Below are 23,516 nucleotides of genomic sequence, written 5' to 3'. Positions count from 1 at the left end.
GGAAATCCATGTGCGCCACCAGCGAAGGCAGGGAGAAGGGCGAGAAGTGGTGCAAACGCGCGATCTGGGGCAACACCCTTCCGGCCCTCAAGAAGGTGTGGAAATCGGTGGACAAGGTGACATCGGAGGCGTTCGTCGGCATGTGGCGCGCGCGGGTCGCTGAATTCTATTCGAAGTACATGGCGACCGCCGTCGCCGCAGGGGCGAAGCAGTAATTTCGTCGCGTGGTCGGCAGAAGCTGCCGCATCCCGCCGCCGAGCCCGTCTCACTTCACGATTCAGAAATCGCCGCTAACGAGGTGGTCGACCAAGTGCCGATGTCTACTCATGGCCCATAGCGTCGTTTTGTTCCTATGCAGCAATACGTCGGCTCTCGCGGGCACAGCGGACACTGGCAAGCAGTCCGCCCGGTGTTTATGGGTTCACGCCTGGCTAGATCCGCTGCGCGGTCCAGGTGCCGGAGCACAGCGCGGCGCGCCATGTACCCGATCCTGACGTGCCGGCGAGAACACCGGAGCCGACCGCGCGTTTCATGCCGCTTGCAAGGGTCACGCGGATCGCGCCGGCGTCGGCGACACGGCCGGATGCCGTTACAGCGGCCGTGTTCGAGGCGACCTGGCCGTTGTTGATTTCGATCGAGACCGACGCACTGCTCACGCAGGCGGCGTTCGACGAGGTGATCTGCACATTCCAATCGCCGTCGAATTTCGCGGCTGCGGACGGCGTCGCAAAGCCCAGTGCAGCAAGCAGCAAAACGGCGGCGAGGGATTTCCAGGATTTTACCATGTCGTGCCCCTTTGGTTTGGACACGTTCACGGTCTCATAGCGGCTCCATCGCGACTGTGATTGCCATCACGCGCTGTGCCAAAATGGAAAAGCCCCGCGCTGCGGCGGGGCTTTGGTCGTATGTGAGATCGTGGCTTAGGTCAGTTGACGCGGGTCCAGGTCTGTCCGCCGCAGAACATGCCGCCGAAGGCGCAGCCCTGAACGCGGAGGCTGTCGGTGCCTCTCAGTGCGATCGTGGAGTCATAGGTGCTGCCGGTGTTCGGATCAAAGATCCTGCCGCTCCACTTGTCGTTGCCCGGCTTCATGTTGATCAGCACCTGCTCGCCGTTCTGGTTCGACTTCTTGTCGACGGAATAGCCGCAGAGATTCTGGCCGCACTGTTCGATTCGAACCTTGCCTTCCTTCTCCTCCGTCAGCCACACGCCGAGCGGTGAATTCGAAGACGGCGACGGCGAAGCCGCGGGAGCAGCGGCCTGCTTCTGTTGCGGCGGCGGTGCCGGCGCGGCAACGGGAGCGGGGGCGGGTGCAGGCGGGACTGCCGGAGCGGCATTCTGTTGTACTGGAGGAGCGGGCACTGCCGCTGGAGCGGCGGCCGTAGACGGCGCGGGTGGCGCAGCGGTCGGAGCAGGGGCAACCGGCGCTGGTGCCGGCGGGACAGCCGCTTGCTCGGCCGGTGCCGGTGCAGCCGGCGCTGGTGCCGTTTCAGGTGCGGCCTGCGGGGCGGTCTTCGCTTGCTGCGGGACCTTCCTGCTCGGACGATCGAGATCGCCTTCCTCGCCACGCGGGCGCTTGGCCTTCTTGCCGGTATTATCGTAGACGCCGGGAATGGAAACGGTGCCGCGATCAGGATCGATCGTAATGGTGCGGCCGTTATACTCAAACGAGTACTGCGCCTGCGCGGCGGTTAGGGTGCTCGCCAGCAAAAGCGCGGCGATAGCGAGGCACTTCTTCATTATGACGACCTCCTGAGCGGGGGACCCAAGCTGCCAAAGCTATTACGCAGTGGCAGCTTCACCCAGCGTGATCCAGATCACTTTCAAACTATAAGTCGTGTACTAGCGGCTTCGGTTCAAATTCGACCCGAGCAGATTAGATAGCGTGCAATGAACGGTCAATTTGCCTGTGAAAACAGGTGTTTCGAGGGTCAATCGAACCAGACGGCGTAGATTTTCCTGAAGCTGCCGTCCTGGACGGCGATATGCAGCCACTGATCGACAAAGGCCTTCAATGGCATGTCGCGCTGCAGCCAATAGGCTTTCTCGGAAAAATCGAACGGCTTGTCCGGATGCACCGCGCAGAGCACGCCGGGATGCCGCTTCTGCTGATAGCGGGTCTCGGAAGCGTCCGTCATCATCAGATCGGCATTGCCCTTGGCGATCTCGTCGAAAATCGTGACATTGTCGTTCCACATCTTGATCTCGGCATTCCTGATGTTCGCCTTGGCGAAGCGCTCATTGGTGCCGCCGGGATTGACGATGACGCGTGTGCCGGATTTGTCGATGTCGGCGATGGTCTCATACTTGCCCTGATCGGCGCAGCGCGCGATCGGGGTCTTGCCCTCGCGCATGATCGGCGCCGAGAACATTCCCTTTTTCTGCCGGTCGAGCGTGATCGAGACGCCGCCCATCGCGATGTCGAAATTGTCGGCTTCGAAGTCCTTCATCAGCTGCGGCCACGCCGTCTGAACGAACTCGACCTTGACGCCGAGCGCCTTGCCCAGCGCTTCCGCCATGTCGACGTCGAAGCCGCTGAATTTCGATGTCGCCTTGTCGAAATAGGTGAACGGCTGATAGTCGCCGGTCATGCCGACCCGCAGCGTGCCGCGCTTGATGATGTCGTCGAGGCGGGAATTCGCCGGCTGCTGAGCATGGGCGGCAACGGTCCACAGGACAGCCATTGCAAGACTAACGAACACGCGAAACATCAGCTCTTCTCCGCCGACAAGTTAGATGACACTCTGGAGCGATGGCGCCGATTTAGACCAGATATGCCCGTGGTGCCACCCGGAGAAATCGTGACCATCTCGCTTTACGAAGCTTCCGTCGGCGTTTTCGTGCCGTATCTCGGAAATCTATCCGATCTTCTCGACAAGGCCGCCGTCCATGCCGAAGGGCAAAATATCGATCCCGCGGTTCTTCTGAACATGCGGCTGTCGCCCACGATGTATAATTTGAAACAGCAGGTCGGAGAGGCCAAGCGGCATGCGATCGTCGCCTGCGCGCTGCTGGCCGGCCGCGCCCCGCACACATTTTCAAGCGTGGAGCCTGATATTCCCGAACTCAAGTCGCGGATATCGGTAGCGATCGATTTCGTGCAGGGCTTGCCGCGCGAGGAGATCGAGAACGCAGCCGACAAGGAGGTCGCATTCACCTTCAAGAATGGGACCCAACGAAAATTTACTGGTAAATCGCTGCTGCTGACGTTCAGCGTTCCGCAGTTCTTCTTTCATGTCACGACCGCCTACGACATCCTGCGCCATACCGGCGTCGATCTGGCCAAGAAGGACTTCTTGGGGCCGCCGAGATAACCGTGAAAGGAGCGCAACGCTACGCTTCACTGCTCTCCTTGTTGGCGGTAGCGCGTTCGGTCATCTCGCTCTTGAACTGCTCGAAGCGGCGGCGTGCGTCGCTTTCGCGATCATCGACCATCCGGATCGCAGCTTCCCTCGACATCGGGCCGGTCACGATCGGAGTCGAGTTCTCTCCGATGGTCTCGTCGACATAGTAGCTGCCATTCTCAAGGCGGACCGTCCATTTGAAACGAATCGCGGCCATCGGTCCGGGACCGTGCCTGGCGTAGCCATGTGCCTCGATCGGCGGAGGAGATGTGGGGATTGGCGGGGGGCCTACCGGCTTTTGCTCGGCAGCCGCGGCCTTTTCGGGTTCGCGGCGGGATTCCGGCGCGTCGAGAATGCTGGCGATGGTCGCCAGTGCATTGTCGGTTGGGTCGCCTTGAGTCACGATTCAGCCTCCGGATCGCGCCCGTTTGGCAGAATCGGTGCTGCTCTTGCCGCCCGGTGCCCTTCCTCGCTAGCGATAAGGCCGGGTTTTGTCCATCCGTGGCGTTTTGAAGGCGCTGGTTAGGCACACACCGGAGGTAATCGGTTCTTCCAGGACCGCACCTGTTCGAGCTGGCCGGTCGGCCGGAACAAGGTCGCCTCATCGCCGAACCTTAGCCGCGAACATCATGCCGAGCGGCAATCCAACCTTGTTCCATGCCAACGGCACCGACATCACCGGTTGTCTGGACATGCGGAATTTGTACCGATGGAACAATCAAAACCTGCAAGCGCGAATGGACGATGGCGAGGGATCGGCGAGGGCGTTGAACGTCAACGCGCGCACAGTCTGCGACGATCTACGAGGTTTGAGTCACCTTCAAAACCTGATCGCCCGTGAAGCTTTTTCTCGCGACGGGATCGCGGCGCGGTGTGAGCTATAGTTTTGCGCAAGCGACGCCGCCTGGCTTCACCATGTAGGCCGGGTTGCGATATCTGCCGCCGGGCGTGCGAATCCAGCCGTTGACGAATGAATCGGAAAGCATCGAGCGATTGCACGGTCCCCACTTAAGGCCGCCGTGGCCCTGCATGGGCTTTGCCATGCCCTTCATTATGCCATACTTGCTATTAGGGCCCATGTTGTAGCCGCCCTTGAATCCTGCTTCCTGAACATAGTGGCGATCATCTTCTTGTGTGAATGGTCCGTTCCACTCATGGAGTTCGCGGATCAAGGCGACTTCTTCTTTATTTATTTGAGCGGTCTGCACCAAATCTTTGTAGGGATATTCTCTCTCCTGAGCTGCTAGTGTTTCCGTGAAAGTCGAAGCCGTGAACAGTAAAAGTAACAAAAATAAAGCCGATTTCACTGATACCTCCAAAGTGGGTACTCTGCGTTAGCACGCATCGAGATTGCCGTATTCCTTGAAGGCCATGCACATATTTCGCTTCCCGGCGGGCCGATGGAGCGGCCGCGCCAGGGATCATTCACTCCGATGGTTCAGCCAAGCACGTCCTGATTGATCACGTTCTGGCGCACGGGATCGCCATCCAGGACGCTGAGGATATTGCGGGCGGTCTGTTCGCTCATCCGGTCGACGGCTTCCACCGTGACGCCTGCGACATGCGGCGCCATGATGACGTTCGGCAGCGCGAGCAGGGCCTGACCGGCCGGCGGCGGCTCCTGCTCGAAAACGTCGAGGCCCGCGCCGGCGAGCTTGCCGGACACCAGCGCCGCGTGCAGCGCAGCCTCGTCGACGATTCCGCCGCGCGCCGTGTTGATCAGATAGGCTGATGGCTTCAGCCGCTTCAGCCGGTCGGCATTGAACATGCCGACCGTCTCCGGGTTTTTCGGGCAGTGGATGGTGAGGAAGTCGGCGCGCGGCAGCGCGGCGTCGAGGTCGGCGACGGGTTCGCAGCCGGCAGCCTTGATGTCGGCGGCTGACTTGTAGGGGTCGAAGACCAGGACGTTCATTTCCATGGCGAGGCAGCGCTTGGCGGTGCGGGTGCCGATGCGCCCGAAGCCGACGATCAGGACCGTCTTGCCGAAGAGATCAAAGGGCAGCATGCCGAGCCTGTCAGCCCATTTGTCGTCCCTGACCAGCGAATGCATTTCCGTCGCGCGCTTGGCGAGCATCAGCATCATGAATACCGCATGCTCGGCGACGGAGGGCGAATTGGCAGTGCCGGCCACCATCAGCGGGACCTTGCGGCGGCTGAGCGCGGGAACGTCGACGGCGTCGAAGCCGACGCCGATCCGGGTCACCACCAGCATGTCCTTCGATGCTTCGAGCTCGGGCTCGCCAAAGCGGGTGCCGCCGAGGGCGACGCCGTGCACCGGCGCATGCTCCTTCAGCTTGGTCTCGAAATCCTTCTGCGCAATCATGTTGGGAAATTCGACGATCTCGATGTCGTCTCGCGCATGAAGCAGCGCTCTTCCCTGCTGCGACATCGATTCCGTGATGAAGATTTTCTTCTTGTTGGTCGCCATTTCCTGCCCTTGGGTCTCGCTGATGCGTCGTCAAAGGACGACGCCGGTCACCTCGTTTAGCAGGTGCATATTGTTGAGGTCCACAGCCAATCGGAGCGGAGCGCCATCCTGCGCGCCGGCATTGGGATTGACCCGGCCGCAGACCTGCGCGCCCTCCAGGGTAAAATAGATCAGCGTCTCCATCCCCATCGGCTCGGTGACGTCGAGCACTGCGTCAAAGGCCTCCACGCCGGGCTCAGCATGCGGCTTGGCCTCGGTGATGTGCTCGGGCCGCAGTCCCAGCAGCAATTTGTCGGTGCGCGGAATGCCTTGATAACGGGCAGCGCGGGCCGGCGGCAGCGGGAAGGCGATGCGGTCGGTCAGCCGGACGTGCAACTTCCCGGCGAGATCCTCCAGCCGACAGGGGACGAAATTCATCGCCGGCGAGCCGATGAAGCTGGCAACGAATTTCGTCGCCGGCTTGTGATAGAGCTCGTTCGGTGTGCCGATCTGCTCGATCCGGCCATGGTTCATCACCACCACGCGGTCCGCCAGCGTCATCGCCTCCACCTGGTCGTGGGTGACGTAGACCGTCGTCGTGCGGACCTTCTGGTGCACCTTCTTGATCTCGATCCGCATCTGCACGCGCAGCTTGGCGTCGAGATTGGACAGCGGCTCGTCGAACAGGAACACCTTCGGATTGCGCACGATGGCGCGGCCCATCGCGACGCGCTGGCGCTGGCCGCCGGACAATTGCTTCGGCTTGCGGTCGACCAGCTCGACGATGTCGAGCATGCGCGCAGCCTCGTCGACGCGGCTCTTGATCTCGGCCTTCGGGTAGCGCTTCAGCCGAAGTCCGAACGACATGTTCTCCGCGACCGTCATGTGCGGGTAGAGCGCATAGTTCTGAAACACCATCGCGATATCGCGATCCTTCGGCGGCACGTCGTTGACGACGTCGCCACCGATCATGATGTCGCCGTCGGAGATGTCTTCCAGGCCGGCGATCATCCGCAGCGTGGTCGACTTGCCGCAACCCGACGGTCCCACCAGCACGACAAACTCATGGTCGGCGATGTCGAGATCGATGCCGCGCACCGCCTCGACCTCGTCATAGCGCTTCACAACCTTACGCAACGTCACGTCAGCCATGAGATCAGCCCTTTGTCGCACCGGCGGTCAGGCCGGCAATGTAATAGTCCATCAGAAACGCGTAGATGATGAGCGGAGGAGCTGCGCCGAGCAGAGCGCCGGTCATGATCTGTCCCCAGTTGAAGACGTCGCCCTTGATCAGCGTCGTGATGATGCCAACCGGCATCACGAGTTGGTCTGTCGACGTGGTGAAGACCAGCGGATAGAGGAATTGCGCCCAGGAGACCGTGAAGGCGAAGATCGTCGCTGCGATCAGTCCAGGCAACGCAACCGGGATGAATATCCGCGTCAGCGTCTGAAACCAGGATGCGCCGTCAATGATGGCGGCTTCATCCAGCTCCTTCGGGATGCTCGCGAAGTAACCGATCATGATCCAGGTGCAGAACGGCACCGTCAGCGTCGGGTAGAGGATCAGCAGCACGTACCATCTGTTGATGAGCTGGACGCCGGTCCAGTCGCCGACCACCGCGAACATCTTGAACAGCGGAATGAACAGCAGCGTCTCGGGAATGAGATAGGTCAGGAACACGCCGGTCGCGAGCGTCGCCGAACCCCAGAACCGCATCCTCGACAGCGCAAAGGCGGCAGGTACGGCGATCAGCATGGTGATGGTGACGACGAAGATCGATACGATCGCCGAGTTCCAGAAGAAGCGCAGGAACTGGTTCGATGTCAGCAGCCCGGTATAGTTCTCCAGGGTCGGATGGAACACCCACCACGGATTAGTCGCCGCCGAAATCTCCGCGCTGCTCTTCAGCGAGGTGATGAACATGTAGATCGGCGGCGTCAGGAAGAAGATCGCGAAGATCACCAGGAAGAAATAGGACCAGCGCAGCGCCCAGGCGCGGTCGCGGCTCATACTGCCGTACTTGACCGTGCGGGTCGGCGCGGCCTTGTCGATTGTCGCTGTGGTCATCAGGCTTCATTCCCGCGTTTGGAGATGTCGCGCAGGATGAAGATCGCTGCGACCGCCAGGATAGGCACCATGAAGAGAGACACACTGGCACCCAACGGAATATCGCTGCCCTCGATACCGATCCGGAACGCCCATGTTGCGAAGATATGGGTGTGGTCGAGCGGGCCGCCCGCGGTCAGGATGCGCACGATGTCGAAATTGGCAAAGGTCACGATCAGCGAGAACAGCGTCGTGATCGCGATGATGTTGCGCATCATCGGCAGCGTCACGTACCAGATGCGCTGCCACCAATTGGCGCCGTCGATGGCGGCCGCCTCATAGAGCTGGTCGGGCACGGATTTCAGCGCCGCCAGGTACATGATCATGAAGAACGGTGCGCCGACCCAGATGTTGACGAGGATGACCGAGAAGCGCGCCCACATTTCATCGCCGGTCCATGGGATTGGCCCGATGCCGAAGAACGAAAGTGTGTAGTTGAACGCACTGTAGGAGGGATCGAACAGCCACAGCCAGGCCAGCGTGCTCATCGCCGGCGGGATGACCCAGGGCACCAGCAGCATGCCGCGCCATTTGCGCTGACCCTTGGCGGGGATGTTGTGGACGAAATGGGCAATGATGAAGCCCAGCACCGCCTTGAAGATCACCGCCGTGATCGCGAAGATGCAGGACTGCTTGACGACCAGCCAGAACGTCTCCCGCTTGAACAGGAACTCGAAGTTACTGAGCCCGATAAAGCGCTGCATTGACTTGTTCAATGTCGCCAGGTGCAGCGCGTAGAAGGCGGGATAGATGACAAGGATCGCGATCAACAGGATCAGCGGCAGCGCCATCAGGAACGCCACGGTCGATTTGCGCTTGAGCATGTTGTGCAGACCGCCGCGTTTGCGCACGGTTTTCGAGGTGGCGGCCCTGTCCGGGTGCAGTACGACGTCAGCCATGGTCTGTTCTCACCCTGTCACGTTCGGTCTGCCTTGCAGACGCCGCGATTGAATGCGGATGCGTAATGGCGGCCTGCAATCAGGCAGGCCGCCAAGGTCCTTCCGTCCGTCAGCTCCGCATGAAGCCTTCGCACTCGCCTTCAGCCCAGGCGAGCGTCTTTTCCATCGCTTCGCCCTTGGAATAGCGCAGGCACATCTTGGTCAGCGTCGCCTGCGTATAGATCTGCTGGGCGATCTTCGGTGGGGCGGGTGCCGCAGCGATCGAGAGCGTTTGATGATTATGCGGGTTCGGGTAGTGGTAGAGCGTGCCCTTCGGCGGCGCTTCCTCCTGCCAGACCTTCAGCGTGGTGAGTTTTTCGTAGCAGGGCAGGTCGTAGCCGCCGCTCGCCACGCACATCTTCTCGATCGCATCCGGCTGCGAAAGCGTCCGCAGCACGCTCTTGGCCGCTTCCTTGTTCTTGGAGAACGACCAGGTGCCCCAGAAGTACGCAAGGTAAGGTGCAAAGCGGCCCTTTGGCCCGGACGGGAAGCCGTGGGTCCAGCACTGCTCGGCGACCTGCGGCGCGTCGCGCTTGGCGACAGCCCAGGCGCTCGGGGGGTTCATGATCATGGCGCCCCTGCCGGAGACAAGCCACTTGTTGTTCGAGGAATCGTCCCAGGCACCGGCGTCCGGCGGCAGGAACGCGATCAGCTTCTTGTAGAACTCCAGGGCCTGGCGTACGGCGTCGGTCTTGACGGTGAGGTTACCCTTCTCGTCGACGAGGGCCGCACCGAATGCCTGGAAGAACGCGCCCGCGGAATCAACGTTGTCGCTGGTTTCGCCGAGGCCAATACCGAATGGCACGCCAGCCTTGTGGCAGGCTTCCGCGGCCTTGAGGAAGGTCTCCAGATTCCAGCTATCGGCCTTCGGCGGCGCGCCGGCGGGATACAGTGCCTGCACATCGATACCGGCATGCTGTTTCATCAGGTCGATGCGCGAGCAGGGACCCTTGATCTGGCTGCCGACACTCGCGGGCACCGCAAGCCATTTGCCCTTGGACTGGCCGAGATATTTCACGGTGCCGTTGGGCTCGCCGTTCTGCTTGATCAGGCCATCCATGACGTCGTTCATGGGTTCCAGCAGCTCGGCCTGCGCATGCGGCCACCAGGTCGGCATGGCCAGAATGTCGTGACCGGATTTCGCCTGTGCTTCGGCGGCGATGGTCAGCAGGTTCTTGTTGCCCTGGCTCGGGATGTAGTCGATCTGAACCTCGACCTTCTCCTTTTCCGCCCAGGCGTTGACGATATCGGTGGAGGCCTTGTTGGCGCCGGGAACCCAGTGGTCCCAGAAACCGATCGAGAGCTTGCCGGCGGCGTGGGCGCCGCGCACATACGGCGCGGTAACGAGGGCTGCGGATGTTAGCGCTGTCGCAGCAACGAATTGTCGGCGAGAAAGCTTCCTGCGGGACATGGCGTTTCCTCTTTGCTGAGCCAGATTTTGCTTTTTATTTTTCTTCTCCGTCTGGAGGAGAGCCGCGTCGAGGCGGCGGCCAGCGGAGATTTCGCAATCGGATCAGAACAGAATTGTTTGCGTCTGTCGAGAAAACACCGCAGCTGTCGTCATTGAACTAACGTTGCGTGGAAATTCCGGGCGACGGGAGCGGCGATGCCATGTCATTGGGATCGTCAATAATTGACGCGGCAATATTGCGTTGCACGCGTTTGTTATTTCGAGTCCGACACGGGGTGTGCGATTGCGCCGCAGCCACCAAGCGGCGTCTTCCTCCCGGTGATGTTTCCAGCCGTGGAACCGTTAGGGCGCAACGGTGGACGAGTTTGGGGCGGAAACGATAGCTTAGGCAAAGAGGATTCTCGACGCACTGCGAAGACGCGTGCCGAACTCTCGATCGACGATGGAGACCAGATGATGACCCGTCCCTTGCACATTGCGCCGAAGTCGTCGCGATTGCGGTATGCGCTTGGCGCCATCGCCATGCTGGCTCTTGCTGCGCCCGCGATAGCGAATGCGCAAGGGCTGGTGCAGGGCGTGCAGCAGGGGGCGCGAGAGGGCAACAAGGCTGCCGGTCCGGTAGGCGGTGTCCTGGGCGGCGCGATCGGCGGTGTCGTCGGGGTGGTCACGGGCGTCACCGGCGTTTTCACCGGAGGCAACAACAATAACAATCCCAATGCGAAGGGCGGACAGGCGCCTGCGACAAAGGATGCCAAACAGGGTGAGGCTTCCAAGCAGGGCGAGGCCAAGCAAGGCGACGCATCGAAGCCGTCCAAGGGGTCCAAGGCGACCAAGACCGCGAAGCAGCAACCACAGCAACCGCCGCAGCCGGCCGTCCTCACCCAGACCGGCGCACCGCAACTGACGGCCGAACAGATCGTCGCCAACAGCGACGCCAATATCGAACGCATCAAGAAGGAACTAAACCTCACGCCCGAACAGGAAAAGCACTGGGCCGGCTTCAACAGTGCGATGCATTATCTTGGCCACAACGGTGCCGACCGGCTCAACCTGCGCATTGCGCGGGCCAAGCGCGATCCGCCTGACGACATCGTCGAGCAGATGCGCAATGAGGCGCAATTCCTCAACGACCGCGCCGTCGATCAGCGCAACGTGGCGGATGCAGCCGAGCCGCTATTCGCCAGCCTGGACGACAAGCAAAAGGCGGTCTTCATTCAGGAAATGGTCAATCTGAGCCACGAACGCGGGCTCGATTAGCTTCTTGTTTTGACGCGTTTTCTTAACGCGAACCGGTGTCCACTTCGCTCGAAAACGCTATGGCTCGCCGAGCGAATAGCCGGGTACGCAGGCCCTGGGGTAGGTTGAAAGGCACGGCACCCGGCTACTCTGCCGCAGCGGCGCGGCTCCCCCAATCTCATTGCAATGATGAAGAAACCCTGACGGACCTGCGCCATAGTCGTGGCTGACTTGCGGCGTTGTCGGGAACTTCATTCTTTGGTTGCAAGTGTTGCCGCCCAACATCACGTACGGCACCGGCGGCCAAGCGGGTGCCGTCGATTGAAGGCAGGCATGGGCCGGTAAGGCCTCAGGTCTTCGGAAAGTTCAGTTCGACGCCAACGCCATCGGGGTCGTAGAGGAAGAACTGAGTATCGCCGGTCCGCGGCACGATGCTCTCGCGGAATTTGACGCCTTTCGACTGCAGGCGCTTGCGCATCCCCTCGACGTCGGTCGCCGCAAAGGCGATGTGATCGAACCGCCCGGTATCTTCATACTTCCGCTCGGTACCGCGCACCACGATACCTTCGCGTGGCTTGCGCGTGCCCATCAAATGAACCGTGGCGGTGCCGCCCGAGTAGAGCCAGTAGCCGGGGAAATCGAGCGGCGGGCGGTCGCCGTTCTCCAGCCCAAGGATGTCGCAATAGAAATCCTTGGTGCGCTCGAGATCGGCGGGCTCGATCGTGTAGTGCTGCAGGACGCCAAGTCCCATGGTCGTTCTCTCCTAAACAAAGCTGAGGTCGGTATCGACGCCCATCATCCAGGCGCCGACGGTTTCGAAATGCCGGAGTTGGCCCTGCAACTGCTGGGTCACGGTATGGATGTCGCGGAATCGCCGCTCCAGCGGATGGTTCTCAAAAATCGCGGTGGCGCCTGCGGCGTTGTAGGCAAAGTCGACCGCTTCGCGCGCCATGTGAATGGCGTGGGTGGAGGCCATGCGGATGTTCATGCGCTGCGCCACCGTAATCGTGGCGCCGGCGCCAAGATCCTTCCAGGTGTCGGCCATCGACTGCAACACGTAGCCACGCGCGGCGCGGAGATTGACTTCCGCCTGGGCAAGGTTGCTCTGAACCACCGCATTGTCGCGCAGCGACATCCTCGCGCCACGCGGCACCTTGTTGCGCATCGTCTCGACGAAATTGTCGAGTGCGGTACGGGCGATGCCGCAGGCGACGCCGGCAAAGCCGACCTGGTAGCAGGTGTGGTTGCTCATGCGATAGAGCGGGCCGCGCTCGCGGCATTCGCGCTCGAACTCGCGGGTAATCGAATGGTCCGCGCGGACGAAGAAATCGTTGAGCGCGAACTGGTCGCTGGCCGTGCCGCGCAGCCCTACGGTGTTCCAGATATCGGTCCACTCGACGTCTTCGGCGCGTACCAGCATGGTGCGCTCGAGCGGGGCTCCATTGGCGTCGCATTTGGGCGAGCCGTCGGCTGCATAGATCGGGCAGTGCGCCCCGAGCCAGGTCGCATGCCGGCCGCCGGATGCGAAGGACCACGCCCCGGTCACCCTGTAGCCACCTTCGCATTCGACGGCGCGAACCTTGGGGCCGGGCCCCCACGCCAGCACGGCGCGCGGATCGCGGAAGATCGCCTGCGCCACCGGCAGGTCCAGATACGCCGCAGACATCGCGCAGCCACCAGCCTGGCTCAGGCACCAGGCGGTGGAAGCATCTGCCTTGGCAATGGTTTCGATGACATGGAAGAAAGTCACGGGATCGGTTTCGATCCCGTTGGTCGATCGGGGCAACAACAGCCGGAACAATTGCGCGTCGTGCAGCTTGTCAAGTAGAGCCGGCGGTAGCCGCCGTGCGGTTTCGATATCGCCGGACGCTTTCGCGACATCCTCACATATGGCTTCGGCCCGGGCGATCACCGCCTGGTCGCCCGCGAGATCAGCAGAGCTTGCGATCGCTGTATTCAAGATCATGTGTGGGTCCGTCGCGTCCGCGTGTCAGCCATTGGTAAAAAGCTAGCGCGTCGTCGTCGCAATCGGCAAGCCCATGGCGACGCGGAGCACCTGTGCAGATCGCCGATCGGGATTTCGTGCCGCTCTGCACAATGGTCCCGACGCTACGGCAGGTCGGCTCTATCGCTGCGGCGCACACGCCGATTTGTTTAAGGTATTGCGCTAGCCTTGCGGTTTGGCCGGGATCAATCCGGAACGGGACGAACAGGATGGAAGAGAAACGCAAGTATCCGCGAACCCTGATCGACGAGCCTGCCTATGTTTCGTCAGGCGGTTCTGTCATGCCGTGCGTGGTGCGGAATATTTCGCGGGAAGGGGCGGCGATCGATGTCGACAACCCCGCCTTCGTCCCGAAACACTTTCGCCTGGTGATGGCAAGGAATCCTTCGATCGTGCATGAGTGCCGGGTCGCCTGGATCCAGAAGAACCGTATAGGCCTGACCTTTACCAAAATCGTGGATGCCGCTGTGGAGCAGCCGTCATCGAACCAGGGCTGCTGAGGGCACTATTCGATCCGCAACTTTGCATCGCGCACGACCTTGCCCCACTTGTCCATCTCAAGCCTGATCCGCGCGCCGAACTGATCCGGCGTATTCGCAACCGCCTTGAAGCCGAGCGTCGTGAGGCGTTCCTTGACGTCGGGTTGCGCCACGATCCCGGCGATCTCGCGATGGAGCAGATCGATGATCGCCTTCGGTGTGCCGGCCGGCGCGACAATTCCGGTCAGCGTGTCGGCCTCCTGATCGCTCACGCCCTGTTCGGCGAAGGTCGGCACATCAGGCAGGCCCGCGGCACGCTCGGTCGAGGCCACGCCGAGCGCGCGCAGCTGTCCGCTCTGCACCGCGGACAAAGCAGGCGGCAGCGCCGTGAAAGCGATCGGCGTGTGTCCCCCGACCGTCGCCTGAATGGCCGGGGCGGCGCCCGTGAAGGGGACGTGGACCAGATCGAGCTTGAAGGCGAGGCGGAACAGTTCGCCGCCGAGATGCGGCGTCGATCCGACCCCGGGCCCGGCAAAGCTGTATTTGCCGGGATTGTCCCTGATGAGCTGCACCAGTTCGGGCAATGTCTTGGCGGCGACCTGCGGGTTGACCACCACGACATTCGGCGAAACCGCAACCAGCGTCACCGGCGCGAAATCCTTGACCGGATCATACGGCACCTTGGCGTAGAGGCTGGGGTTCACGACGAAGCCGGTGCTGACCACCATGATGGTGTAGCCATCCGGCGCCATGCGGGCGACCTGGCCGGCCGCGGTGTTGCCGCCGGCACCGCCGATGTTCTCGACGAAGAATTGCTGGCCGAGATTGTCGCTGAGTTTCTGCGCGACGACACGGGCGATGACGTCGGTCGGGCCGCCGGCGGGAAAGCCGACCACGACGCGCACCGGCCTGCTCGGATAGTTTTGCGCCGACGACGCCACGACGCCCGACAGCAGCCATGCGGCTGCCAACAATACCCGTACAGCCGCGGTCATGGCGTTCTCCCCCTTATGTTTGTTGGGGGCATCATCGGCGAGGCGGCGGCGCCGGACAAGGGGCTTCCGGCGAGATGTGCGGCGCTATTTCTTGAGCAACGGCGTGATCCGTTCTTCCAGCTCCTCGAACGTCATCGAGCCCTGCAGCTTTACACCGTTGAGAAAGAACGTCGGCGTTGAGGTCACCTTCAATTCCCGATGGGCGTATTGCTGATCGTTGCTCAGCTTGTCGAACTGCGCCTGGTCTTCCTCGCAGGTCTTGACGTCCTCTTCGCTCATACCGTGCTGCTTGCCGACATAGATCAGCGTATCCTTGGTTTGCGTCATCAGGCGGTCCTGCAGCTTGAACATCAGCTCGACGGCCGCGAGGTATTTTTCGGAATCACCCTTGCTGATGCAGCGCGCCAGTATCGAGGCTGCGGCCGCCTTGATGTCGAGCGGAAACTCGCGGAACACGAAACGCACCTTGCCGGTGTCGATATACTTCGAGCGCAACATCGGAAAAACATTCTGGCCGAACGCCGCGCAATGCGGGCAGCTCATCGACGAATATTCGGTGATGGTCACCGGCGCCTTTTCAGACCCGATGGCCATGTCGGGGAGGGACACCGGTTTGGCGACGTTGGCCGCGATCGTGCTTTGCGCCATCGCAGCGCCCGCGAGGACGAGAGACGCGAATGCAACGAGTACGACGAAGGCAATGGGACGATGGACGTTCAACGTTGCTCCGAAACGGATGTGGCAAGGGATGATGGAACGGGAGCTCGTCTTTTATTGCTTTAGCGAGCCAAAAGCCACCCGATCGGATTGATCCCGTTGGAAACCGCGCATTTGTGATCAGGCCGGATATGGGCCTTGTCGCCTGTGATGCGCGATGGTTTGATGGTCGTGACGACCGCGCCACTGAGGCGCGGTTCTGTCAAGCGAAATGCATCACGAGAACGTCATGACCCAACACATAGCGCGGTTGAGCGAAACGCAGACAGCCGATGCGATGTTGCGAGCAAGGGCCAGGCTGGTTGTCCCCGGCGGCATGTGGGGCCATCTGAATGCCGCGCGGCTCCCGGAAGGCTATCCGCAATTCTTCGCCTCCGCAGAGGGGTGCCGCGTGCGTGACGTCGATGGCCGCGAGTACATCGACTTCATGTGCAGTTGGGGGCCGATCCTGCTCGGCCATCGGCATCCCGAAGTTCAGGCGGCCGCTGAGGCGCAAGCCGCCAAGGGCGACTGCCTCAACGGTCCGGGCGAGGTCATGGTGGAGCTTGCCGAGGATCTCGTCGCCATGCTGCCGCATGCGGACTGGGCGATGTTTCAGAAGAACGGCGGCGACGCGACGACAAGCTGCGTCACGATCGCCCGCGCCGGCACCGGTCGCCGCAAGGTGCTGGTCGCGCGCGGCAGCTATCACGGCGCGCTGCCATGGTGCTCGCCAAGCGTTGCCGGCGTGACGGCCGAGGACCGCGCGCATCTCGTGCATTTCGAATACAACGACGTGCAGAGCCTGCGGGCGGCGATCGAGGAAGCGGGGAAGGATCTCGCTGCGATCCTGGTGACGGCTTTCCGCCACGACATGGGACGCGATCTCGAATTGCCGACGAGAGAATTTGCCGAAGCCGCGCGCGCGGCTTGCGATGCGGCCGATGCCGCCCTGATCGTCGATGAAGTGCGGGCCGGCCTGCGCCTTGATATCAGGGGAAGCTGGGAAGCGCTCGGCGTGCGGCCGGACCTCTGCGCTTGGAGCAAGGCGATTGCCAACGGCTATGCGCTGGCCGCTGTTACCGGCAATGATCGCTTCCGCGAGGCCGCCACCAGGATATTCGTCACCGGTTCGTTCTGGTGCGGCACGGTGGCGATGGCGGCGGCGCGGGCGACGTTGCGGATCGCGCGCGAGACCGATGTGCCCGGACATATCCGTGCGATGGGCCTGAGGTTGCGCGTGGGGTTGGCAGCGCTGGCCAACGAACATGGGATCGCGATCCGCCAGAGCGGGCCGCCGCAGATGCCGCTGATGCTGTTCGAGGCCGACCCGGAGGTGCGCAAGGGCAGGGCGTTCTGCTCAGCCGCGCTGCGCCATGGCGCGTTCTTTCATCCCCAGCACAACATGTTCCTGTCTTCGGCGCATCGCGCAGCCGACATCGACGAGGCGTTGCAGGCGGCCTCGCATGGCTTCAAGGCCGTCCGCGAGTTGGATGTGTGATCCAAATTTGCGGACATCCGTAAAAATGCCCCGCAACGCGGCCGTTATGACCGACGATGGCGGGGCAGTCTTAGGAGAAAACGGCGAGATCGCCGAATGATGCGGGACATCTTCGTCCGGCATGTAGATCGACTATCCCTGCGTTTCGCCGGTTTCGCATTGACGTGGATCAAACAGCCAGCACTAGAACACATGGCGCGGGCGGAGCAGCCGACCGCGCAAGCTCACAAGTGCACGAGCTTCAATCTGCGTCGCGATCAATTCGTCACGCGACGCGGTTCCATACGTGCTTGCTGTGGGCGGGCGAATAGACCGCGGGATGTTCGAACTCGTGATCGCCGCTTAGCTGCATGACCTCGACGCAATTGGCGTTGAGTCGTTCGTTATCGACCAACCGCTCTGCCAGCACTATCGCCTGGGAAGGTTCGTCCGATTGGACATCGATCTGGCGCTGCAGGCATTTGAAGCTGTGCCCGTCGGAATTGCAGAGATCCTTGTAGAAGGAGACGCGATAATTGTTCATCCGGCACCTCCCATCCTTTCCGGCTTTTGCCCCAGCTTACTCTCAGGCGTCCAAGTCCGCCAGTCGCTGGCGATTGCGCAGCACGATTTGACGGGCGCTGGAGAACACCAGAATGCCCTGATCGCTGAGCTGTGAAAGCGCCCGCGAAACGGTTTCCAGCGTCAGGCCGAGATAGTCGCCGATGTCGCGGCGGCACATCGGCAGCGCCATCATGCCGGCCTTGGCGAGTCGGCGATCCATCTCCAGCAGGAAGGTGGCAACTTTCTCCATCGCCGTCTTCCGTCCCAGCAGCAGCATATGATCTTCGGCATGGCGAAGGTCGCGTGCGGTCATGGTCCAGAGGTTATGGGCTACCTGGACATTCGACCCGGCGACGGCTTCCAGGCTGCGACGTTTCACGAGGCGCACTGTGGTCTCGCCAATCGCTTCGGCGGTCAGGCGATGGGTCGAACCGGCATCGAGGCCGAACACGTCGCCGGGCAGATGGAACGCGCCGATCTGCCGCCGCCCGTCGTTGAGCAGCTTGTAGGTGCGCACCGCGCCGCGGACCACCTGATAGACGTATTCACAAGGCTCGCCCTCGCCGTAGATTTCCTCGTCCTTGCGGTAGGAGAATTCGCTGGCGATCACACCCGCGCAGGTCGCGATCACGCTGAACTCGTCGGCGGCTGGAACATTTTGGGCGCGCGGGACAGGGAAAACCTTGGCTGCCGGGGCGGTGATCGTCTGGGTGAGCATTTTGCCATCTCCTCGATGCGGGATGGCTTTGGTGTAATTGGGATTTTGGCTGCCCGATATTTGGGGCGATATCCTAAGGGAGATCCCCTACGGGATATTACGGAGAGGCCCCGACCGGCGGGCCCTCCGCATTGACGGCATTTCGAACGCAATCGACCAGATTGTCGGCCAGATTGGGCTTCAAGAACACTTGGCGCACGCCCACCGAACTGGCTTTGGCCAAGATGCGTTCGTCGAGATGGCCCGTGATCAGAATGATCGGGGTGGGTATGTCGAGCTTTCGCAGCCGATAGGCCAGTTCCAGTCCGTCAAGTTCGGACATCTTGTAGTCAACGACGAGACAATCCGCTCGATTGCGGGTGGAGGATCCAAGCAGCGCGGTTCCGCTGCGGAAGGTGCGGACGTCGAAACCCTCGCTCTCCAGCAGAAATCGCAGCGATGTCCGGACGCCGTAATCGTCATCGACGACGTATATCATCGCCCTCCTGGGCGGAGGGCCGGCGCTGGCTTCATCTGTGGCGCTGTTGCGGGTGTCGGTCATACCGACAGGCTAGAGATATTTCCGGGCCCCGAATTGACTTGGCTCAATCTTCGACGATGCCGGCCCGGATCGCAAACCGCACCAGTTCGGAAAGGTTACCGGCCTGCATCTTGGTCATCACATTCGCCCGATAGACCTCCACCGTGCGCGGGCTGATGTCGTACTCCCGGGCGATGGCCTTGTTCGATTGCCCCGTCACCAGCCCCTGCATCACCTGGCGTTCGCGCTGGGTGAGGCTGGCGACGCGGGCAGCCAAATCGGCCGATAACGCCTCGCTTTTCGAACTGCTCTTGCGTTCCGCAAGGGCGGTCTCGATCATGTCAATCAGCCGGTCGTCCTCGAACGGCTTTTCAAGAAAATCCAGCGCCCCGAGCTTCATCGCTTCGACGGCCAGCGGCACGTCGCCATGGCCTGTCATGACAATCACTGGCAGCTTTCGCGGACATGAGTTCAGTTGGCGCAGCAGTTCCATGCCGTCGATACCGGGCATGCGCACGTCGGTGACCACACAGCCGGCCTCCAGGTTCGCAACCTCGTTCAGGAAAGCCTGCGCGGAATCGAAAAGACGGACGCTGAAGCCCGCCGAGCCGAGCAGGAAATCCAGCGAGTCCCGCATCGCCGGGTCGTCGTCGATGACATAAACCTTAGCGTTCGCTGGCATCGGTCATATCCTTGGCATGCGCGGCGGGCAGTGTGAAGCGGAAGGTCGCGCCACCGGATCGGTTGGTTTCGGCCCACATCCGCCCGCCATGGGTTTCGATGATTGTCCGGCTGATGGAAAGGCCGACGCCCATGCCTGTTTCCTTTGTCGTGAAAAATGGCTGGAACAGGTTTGCAAGCGCGTCGCCGGCGAAGCCGGGGCCGGTGTCGGAGACGGCGATTTCGATCATGTCGTCTGCGGCTCTGGTGTTTGAGGCAATCAGCTCCCGGTGCGTCGAGGCCGCCATCGCTTCCAGCGCATTGCGGAACAGATTGACCAGCACCTGCTGGATCTGGACCCTGTCGGCGACCACGAGGTCGCAAGTCGGGTCGAGGTTGAAGCGCAGGAATACGCCTTGTTCGCGGGCGCCGGTGAGCCCGAGCGCGCCGGCTTCCTCGATCATCTTTGAAAGGCTTTCGACGCGCTTCTCGGAGGCTTCGCGGGCGACGAAATTGCGCAACCGCCTGATGATGTCGCCGGCGCGGATCGCCTGCTCCGCGGCGCGATCAAGCGCTACTTCGATCTTCGGCGCGTTGTCGGCGGCGCCACCGGCCAGCAGGCGGCGTGATCCCTTCATGTAATTGCTGATCGCCGACAGCGGTTGATTGAGTTCATGGGCGAGGGCGGAAGCCATCTCGCCCATCGCGCTCAGACGGGAGACGTGGACCAGTTCGGATTGCAGTTCCTGCAACCGCGCCTGGGTTTGTTGCTGCTCGGTGAGATCGCGGACAAAGCCGGTAAAGAAAGGCCTTCCCGCGGAATGCATCTCACCGATGGTGAGATGCATCGGAAACGTCGTGCCGTCCTTGCGCATGCCGGTGACGATACGTCCGATGCCGATGATGCGTCGCTCGCCCGTCTTCAGGTAGCGCGCGATATAGCCGTCGTGACGGCTGCGATCCGGTTCTGGCATCAGAACGCTGATGTTCTTTCCGATCGCCTCTGGTTCGCTGTAACCGAACTGGCGCTCGGCGGCGCTGGAGAAGAATTGCATGATGCCGTTCTGGTCGATCACGATCATCGCATCCGGAATCGTGTCCAGAATCGAGCGAAAGTGCCGCTCACGTGTTCTGACCGCGTCCTCAAGGCGCTTCTCGCGGTTGATGTCGATCATCACGCCGCTGAGCCGGGCGGGAGCGCCGTCGGGACCATTGACGGTCGTGCCCAGCGCACGCACCCAGTGCCCTTCATCCGAGTGCCGGCGCACCCTGTACTGAACGTCGAAACTGCATCCGGTATCGATCGACTGTTGTATAGCCTCGGCCGTTCGGTCGCGGTCCTGCGCATCGAGCAGGGACAGGAAGAGATCGTAATCGACAGACGCATCCGGCTCGACGCCGAAGAGCTTCCGCGCGGCGCTGGACCAACTCAACTTGCGGGTCGACAGTTCGAGATCCCACGCGCCGACGCCCGATCCCTCGGCGCCGCTGCGCGCGTTCGCATCGAGTGAGTCTTGATCTCGAAAGGGTCGGTCGGCGCTGAACATGCTTCGCCTTCTTGGCTGCTCCGACTCATCAGATACCGCATTAGATCGGGCGTTGGAAACCGCGGCGAAGCGACATCATAAAGGTTCAATATCCATCTGATAATAGGCGCAAATTTTCGAATTCCTGCCCGGCGACACACGGCGATCGCGGGCGCCTCGAAGAGCCAAGCGGGAATCTTGATCTAGGTCAGTTTCAAACCGGCACCGCCATCTAGGATGTCGCCGTGCGGGCAGGGCCCACACGGCATTCCGTCCCAAGGCGTGGAGCAGGTAATGGACTACAAAACCATTATGGTCGGATTGGCGCTGGACCGACCCAACGATGCCTGCCTCAGGGTGGCTGGAGATATCGCCGAACGATTCGAAGCGCGGATTATTGGCGTTGCCGCCTCTGACCTCAGGCCACCGATGTACTTCGCGAGTGGCGCCTTCGCGCAGAAGCTGTTCGAAGAGGAGACCGCTGCTATCGAGCGACAATTATCGGAACTCGAATCGGAGTTTCGTGCTTCGGTCGAGAGGCGTGCAACAGCAGTGGAGTGGCGCGCCAGCCGGACGTTACCGGTCCCCTACGTGCTGCAGCAGGCAAGAGCCGCCGATATCCTCGTGGTCGGCGCCCGCTCCGAGGCTCTGGTGGACCCCAATGCGGCTCCCGACCCGAGCGATCTCGTCATGCAAGCGGGTCGGCCGCTGATCGTGGTGCCGCCCAAAACCGAATGGCTCGATCTGAGAAGCGTTCTGATCGCCTGGAAGGACGTTCGGGAGGCACGCCGGGCCGTGTTCGATGCTCTGCCGATCCTGGCTGCCGCAACGGAAGTCACGGTTGCCGAGGTTGCGGAGCAGGACGACCGTCGCGCGGATGCGCGCTCGCATGTTGCCGACGTGGCGGCATGGCTGCGCGGCCACGGCATCGTGGCAAACACCCTCGTTCCCGAGAAGGCCGGCGGCGTGACCGATCAGCTCGAGAAGATCGCCGCCAACATCGGAGCGGGCGCCGTCATTGCGGGCGCCTACGGCCACTCGCGATTGCGCGAATGGGTGCTGAGCGGCGTGACACGCCACCTTGCAACTGAATCGCGCCGCTGCGCGTTCCTGTCCCGGTAACGAGCTACAATGACGAGGAACCTCCGTGCATAGATTTCTCGAAGCGAGCGTCGGCCAATACATGACGCGCCAGGTGAAGACGGTAGCGCGCGACACCACCATGCGCGAGCTGCACCGGATGTTCGAGGTCGATGATTTCAACTGCTATCCGGTGCGCGAAGGCGATGACATCGTCGGCGTCGTGAGCGATTTCGATTTCCTGAAATGCTTCGCGTTCAACCCCGGTCGCATGGTTCCGGCCTATGACGACCTGTTGTCGCGGATGGTGGTGGATGTGATGACGCCGGAATTCATCTATGTCGACCCGGCAACGAAGCTGACCCGCGTCCTGCAACTGATGGTGGACCACCGGATGAAGAGTCTTCCTGTACTGGACGCCGAGCAGCGGTTGGTCGGGATCATCTCGCGCGGGGACATCATGCGTGCGCTGACCGAGAGCGCGCGCAAGTAGACCGTCCCTGCCGCGTGGGGTGTGCGGCGGGCCTAGCCCGCCTTTGCCATCTCGATGTCCTCGGGCGATTTCAGAAGCATCCCGGACATGGTATCGACCCAGCACAGGTGGTCGTGAACCTTGTTCACGCCGACGACGTTCTGCGCGGCCACGATGGCCGCTTGCCGCGACCGTTCGTCGGTGATCACGCCACTCAGATGGACGATGCCGTCGCGCACGATAACGTTGAGCCCGAACGGGCTCCAATCGTTCTTGTCGATCGCGGCGAAGACGCGGCTGCGAATGTGGTCGTCGTCGGCGGTCGGATCGGGGATCTCATGGGCGAGGCTTGCGACCGCCTGCATCAGATTGGTGCGCGACACAATGCCGACGAGCCTGGCTCCGTCCATCACCGGCAGGCGCTTGACGCCGTTGGTCTCCATCGCATTGACGATCTCTTCCAGAGTCGCGTCTTGGGTAACGGTGACCGGATCGCTGGTCATGACATCCGAGACCCTGCGGCCGTGCTCTTGAACATAATCGACGGCGGAGTCGCCTAACAGAATTCGGAGCCAGCGGCCGCGCCTGCGCTGCGTGCCGATCTCGCTGCGGCGAATGAAATCGCCCTGGGAAACGATGCCTACCAGGGCTCCGGCGGCATCGACGACGGGGAGCCCGCTGACATGATGCCGCAGCATGGTATTGGCGGCCTCAATGATAGTGGCATCAGGTGCGATCGTGACAACGGAGCGGGTCATGATCTGGTGGGCACGCATGAGACGGTCTCCTGTTCCATGCCATCCGGAAATGGCAGTACGCCGCGGCTGGCGCAGCTCTGCTGACGTCGCCATGTTAGAGAATGTGCACTCGGGCTCGATTG

The 23,516-nt window shown here is 61.8% G+C and carries 27 protein-coding genes and 1 pseudogene; 8 read left to right on the top strand and 20 right to left on the bottom strand.

Annotation, left to right across the window (positions count from 1 at the left end):
* Positions 1-215: pseudogene (locus tag CQ12_RS03155) on the top strand (transglycosylase); the annotation flags it as partial.
* 216 nt (positions 216-431) lie between these two features.
* On the opposite strand, the gene CQ12_RS03150 reads toward CQ12_RS03155, so the two are convergent.
* The 3 genes from CQ12_RS03150 to CQ12_RS03140 all read right to left on the bottom strand — a co-directional run bounded on the left by CQ12_RS03150 (position 432) and on the right by CQ12_RS03140 (position 2,682).
* On the bottom strand, positions 432-809 hold the full coding sequence (locus CQ12_RS03150) for a hypothetical protein (RefSeq protein ID WP_245309703.1): 378 nt from the start codon (positions 807-809) through the stop codon (positions 432-434).
* 116 nt (positions 810-925) lie between these two features.
* Complete coding sequence (locus tag CQ12_RS03145) at positions 926-1,738, bottom strand: DUF2147 domain-containing protein (protein WP_057833899.1); 813 nt, start codon at positions 1,736-1,738, stop codon at positions 926-928.
* A gap of 191 nt (positions 1,739-1,929) precedes the next feature.
* Positions 1,930-2,682 (bottom strand): transporter substrate-binding domain-containing protein, encoded by a 753-nt coding sequence (locus CQ12_RS03140; RefSeq protein ID WP_283807344.1) that lies wholly within the window; start codon positions 2,680-2,682, stop codon positions 1,930-1,932.
* A gap of 90 nt (positions 2,683-2,772) precedes the next feature.
* Between CQ12_RS03140 and CQ12_RS03135 the strand changes: the two genes are divergently transcribed.
* Entirely contained in the window at positions 2,773-3,312 is a 540-nt protein-coding gene (locus tag CQ12_RS03135) for a DUF1993 domain-containing protein (protein ID WP_057833897.1), read from the top strand.
* A gap of 19 nt (positions 3,313-3,331) precedes the next feature.
* On the opposite strand, the gene CQ12_RS03130 is transcribed toward CQ12_RS03135, so the two are convergent.
* The gene (locus CQ12_RS03130) at positions 3,332-3,745 is read right to left on the bottom strand and encodes a hypothetical protein (protein WP_057833896.1); all 414 of its coding nucleotides are present in this window, start codon (positions 3,743-3,745) and stop codon (positions 3,332-3,334) included.
* 226 nt (positions 3,746-3,971) lie between these two features.
* On the opposite strand from CQ12_RS03130, the gene CQ12_RS43335 reads away from it, so the two are divergent.
* Positions 3,972-4,226 (top strand): hypothetical protein, encoded by a 255-nt coding sequence (locus CQ12_RS43335; RefSeq protein ID WP_057833895.1) that lies wholly within the window; start codon positions 3,972-3,974, stop codon positions 4,224-4,226.
* Here the strand turns inward: CQ12_RS43335 and CQ12_RS43330 are convergent.
* From CQ12_RS43330 to CQ12_RS03095, 6 genes are all read right to left on the bottom strand, one after another.
* On the bottom strand, positions 4,221-4,649 hold the full coding sequence (locus CQ12_RS43330; protein ID WP_157087971.1) for a hypothetical protein: 429 nt from the start codon (positions 4,647-4,649) through the stop codon (positions 4,221-4,223). The two genes, CQ12_RS43335 and CQ12_RS43330, sit on opposite strands and share 6 nt — an antisense overlap.
* A gap of 131 nt (positions 4,650-4,780) precedes the next feature.
* The gene (locus CQ12_RS03115) at positions 4,781-5,770 is read right to left on the bottom strand and encodes a hydroxyacid dehydrogenase (protein ID WP_057833893.1); all 990 of its coding nucleotides are present in this window, start codon (positions 5,768-5,770) and stop codon (positions 4,781-4,783) included.
* Positions 5,771-5,800: 30 nt separating this feature from the next.
* The gene (locus CQ12_RS03110; RefSeq protein WP_057833892.1) at positions 5,801-6,901 is read right to left on the bottom strand and encodes an ABC transporter ATP-binding protein; all 1,101 of its coding nucleotides are present in this window, start codon (positions 6,899-6,901) and stop codon (positions 5,801-5,803) included.
* Between the two features lie 4 nt (positions 6,902-6,905).
* Complete coding sequence (locus CQ12_RS03105) at positions 6,906-7,817, bottom strand: carbohydrate ABC transporter permease (RefSeq protein ID WP_057833891.1); 912 nt, start codon at positions 7,815-7,817, stop codon at positions 6,906-6,908.
* Positions 7,817-8,755, bottom strand: a complete 939-nt coding sequence (locus tag CQ12_RS03100; protein WP_057833890.1) for a carbohydrate ABC transporter permease — start codon at positions 8,753-8,755, stop codon at positions 7,817-7,819. Before CQ12_RS03100 ends, CQ12_RS03105 begins: the two co-directional genes overlap by 1 nt.
* A gap of 109 nt (positions 8,756-8,864) precedes the next feature.
* The gene (locus tag CQ12_RS03095; RefSeq protein WP_057833889.1) at positions 8,865-10,205 is read right to left on the bottom strand and encodes an ABC transporter substrate-binding protein; all 1,341 of its coding nucleotides are present in this window, start codon (positions 10,203-10,205) and stop codon (positions 8,865-8,867) included.
* Positions 10,206-10,661: 456 nt separating this feature from the next.
* Between CQ12_RS03095 and CQ12_RS03090 the strand changes: the two genes are divergently transcribed.
* On the top strand, positions 10,662-11,462 hold the full coding sequence (locus tag CQ12_RS03090; RefSeq protein ID WP_057833914.1) for a Spy/CpxP family protein refolding chaperone: 801 nt from the start codon (positions 10,662-10,664) through the stop codon (positions 11,460-11,462).
* A 328-nt stretch (positions 11,463-11,790) separates the two neighbouring features.
* Here the strand turns inward: CQ12_RS03090 and CQ12_RS03085 are convergent, their stop codons facing one another.
* Positions 11,791-12,192 (bottom strand): VOC family protein, encoded by a 402-nt coding sequence (locus CQ12_RS03085; protein WP_057833888.1) that lies wholly within the window; start codon positions 12,190-12,192, stop codon positions 11,791-11,793.
* Positions 12,193-12,204: 12 nt separating this feature from the next.
* Positions 12,205-13,407, bottom strand: a complete 1,203-nt coding sequence (locus CQ12_RS03080; RefSeq protein WP_057833887.1) for an acyl-CoA dehydrogenase family protein — start codon at positions 13,405-13,407, stop codon at positions 12,205-12,207.
* Positions 13,408-13,655: 248 nt separating this feature from the next.
* On the opposite strand from CQ12_RS03080, the gene CQ12_RS03075 reads away from it, so the two are divergent.
* The gene (locus tag CQ12_RS03075) at positions 13,656-13,946 is read left to right on the top strand and encodes a PilZ domain-containing protein (RefSeq protein ID WP_057833886.1); all 291 of its coding nucleotides are present in this window, start codon (positions 13,656-13,658) and stop codon (positions 13,944-13,946) included.
* 5 nt (positions 13,947-13,951) lie between these two features.
* Here the strand turns inward: CQ12_RS03075 and CQ12_RS03070 are convergent, their stop codons facing one another.
* Both CQ12_RS03070 and CQ12_RS03065 read right to left on the bottom strand, forming a co-directional pair.
* A complete protein-coding gene (locus CQ12_RS03070) occupies positions 13,952-14,920 on the bottom strand; it encodes a Bug family tripartite tricarboxylate transporter substrate binding protein (RefSeq protein ID WP_057833885.1) in 969 nt (322 codons plus the stop codon).
* A gap of 84 nt (positions 14,921-15,004) precedes the next feature.
* Positions 15,005-15,640, bottom strand: a complete 636-nt coding sequence (locus CQ12_RS03065) for a DsbA family protein (protein ID WP_157087970.1) — start codon at positions 15,638-15,640, stop codon at positions 15,005-15,007.
* A 226-nt stretch (positions 15,641-15,866) separates the two neighbouring features.
* Between CQ12_RS03065 and CQ12_RS03060 the strand changes: the two genes are divergently transcribed.
* Positions 15,867-17,117 carry an aminotransferase class III-fold pyridoxal phosphate-dependent enzyme gene (locus CQ12_RS03060; RefSeq protein ID WP_057833883.1) on the top strand — a complete coding sequence of 417 codons (1,251 nt, stop codon included), beginning with the start codon at positions 15,867-15,869 and terminating at the stop codon, positions 17,115-17,117.
* 265 nt (positions 17,118-17,382) lie between these two features.
* Here CQ12_RS03060 and CQ12_RS03055 read toward each other — a convergent pair whose 3' ends face one another.
* From CQ12_RS03055 to fixL, 5 genes are all read right to left on the bottom strand, one after another.
* Entirely contained in the window at positions 17,383-17,640 is a 258-nt protein-coding gene (locus CQ12_RS03055) for a hypothetical protein (protein ID WP_057833882.1), read from the bottom strand.
* Positions 17,641-17,682: 42 nt separating this feature from the next.
* Positions 17,683-18,378 (bottom strand): helix-turn-helix domain-containing protein, encoded by a 696-nt coding sequence (locus CQ12_RS03050; protein ID WP_057833881.1) that lies wholly within the window; start codon positions 18,376-18,378, stop codon positions 17,683-17,685.
* A 97-nt stretch (positions 18,379-18,475) separates the two neighbouring features.
* The gene (locus tag CQ12_RS03045; RefSeq protein ID WP_083519103.1) at positions 18,476-18,919 is read right to left on the bottom strand and encodes a response regulator; all 444 of its coding nucleotides are present in this window, start codon (positions 18,917-18,919) and stop codon (positions 18,476-18,478) included.
* A 43-nt stretch (positions 18,920-18,962) separates the two neighbouring features.
* Positions 18,963-19,580 carry a response regulator FixJ gene (fixJ, locus tag CQ12_RS03040; RefSeq protein ID WP_057833880.1) on the bottom strand — a complete coding sequence of 206 codons (618 nt, stop codon included), beginning with the start codon at positions 19,578-19,580 and terminating at the stop codon, positions 18,963-18,965.
* The gene (gene fixL, locus CQ12_RS03035; RefSeq protein ID WP_057833879.1) at positions 19,564-21,105 is read right to left on the bottom strand and encodes a sensor protein FixL; all 1,542 of its coding nucleotides are present in this window, start codon (positions 21,103-21,105) and stop codon (positions 19,564-19,566) included. The genes fixJ and fixL overlap by 17 nt, the downstream gene beginning before the upstream one ends.
* 273 nt (positions 21,106-21,378) lie before the next feature.
* Between fixL and CQ12_RS03030 the strand changes: the two genes are divergently transcribed.
* Both CQ12_RS03030 and CQ12_RS03025 read left to right on the top strand, forming a co-directional pair.
* Entirely contained in the window at positions 21,379-22,206 is an 828-nt protein-coding gene (locus CQ12_RS03030; RefSeq protein ID WP_057833878.1) for a universal stress protein, read from the top strand.
* A gap of 25 nt (positions 22,207-22,231) precedes the next feature.
* Positions 22,232-22,657, top strand: coding sequence for a CBS domain-containing protein (locus CQ12_RS03025; protein ID WP_057833877.1), 426 nt, complete (start codon positions 22,232-22,234; stop codon positions 22,655-22,657).
* A 32-nt stretch (positions 22,658-22,689) separates the two neighbouring features.
* Here CQ12_RS03025 and CQ12_RS03020 read toward each other — a convergent pair whose 3' ends face one another.
* Positions 22,690-23,412 carry a CBS domain-containing protein gene (locus CQ12_RS03020; protein ID WP_057833876.1) on the bottom strand — a complete coding sequence of 241 codons (723 nt, stop codon included), beginning with the start codon at positions 23,410-23,412 and terminating at the stop codon, positions 22,690-22,692.
* Positions 23,413-23,516: the final 104 nt, after the last annotated feature.

It is taken from the genome of Bradyrhizobium jicamae (assembly GCF_001440395.1).
Taxonomy (GTDB): domain Bacteria; phylum Pseudomonadota; class Alphaproteobacteria; order Rhizobiales; family Xanthobacteraceae; genus Bradyrhizobium; species Bradyrhizobium jicamae.
The sequence above is the reverse complement of the archived record's forward strand: the minus strand, read 5'-3'. Positions and strand labels throughout refer to the sequence as shown.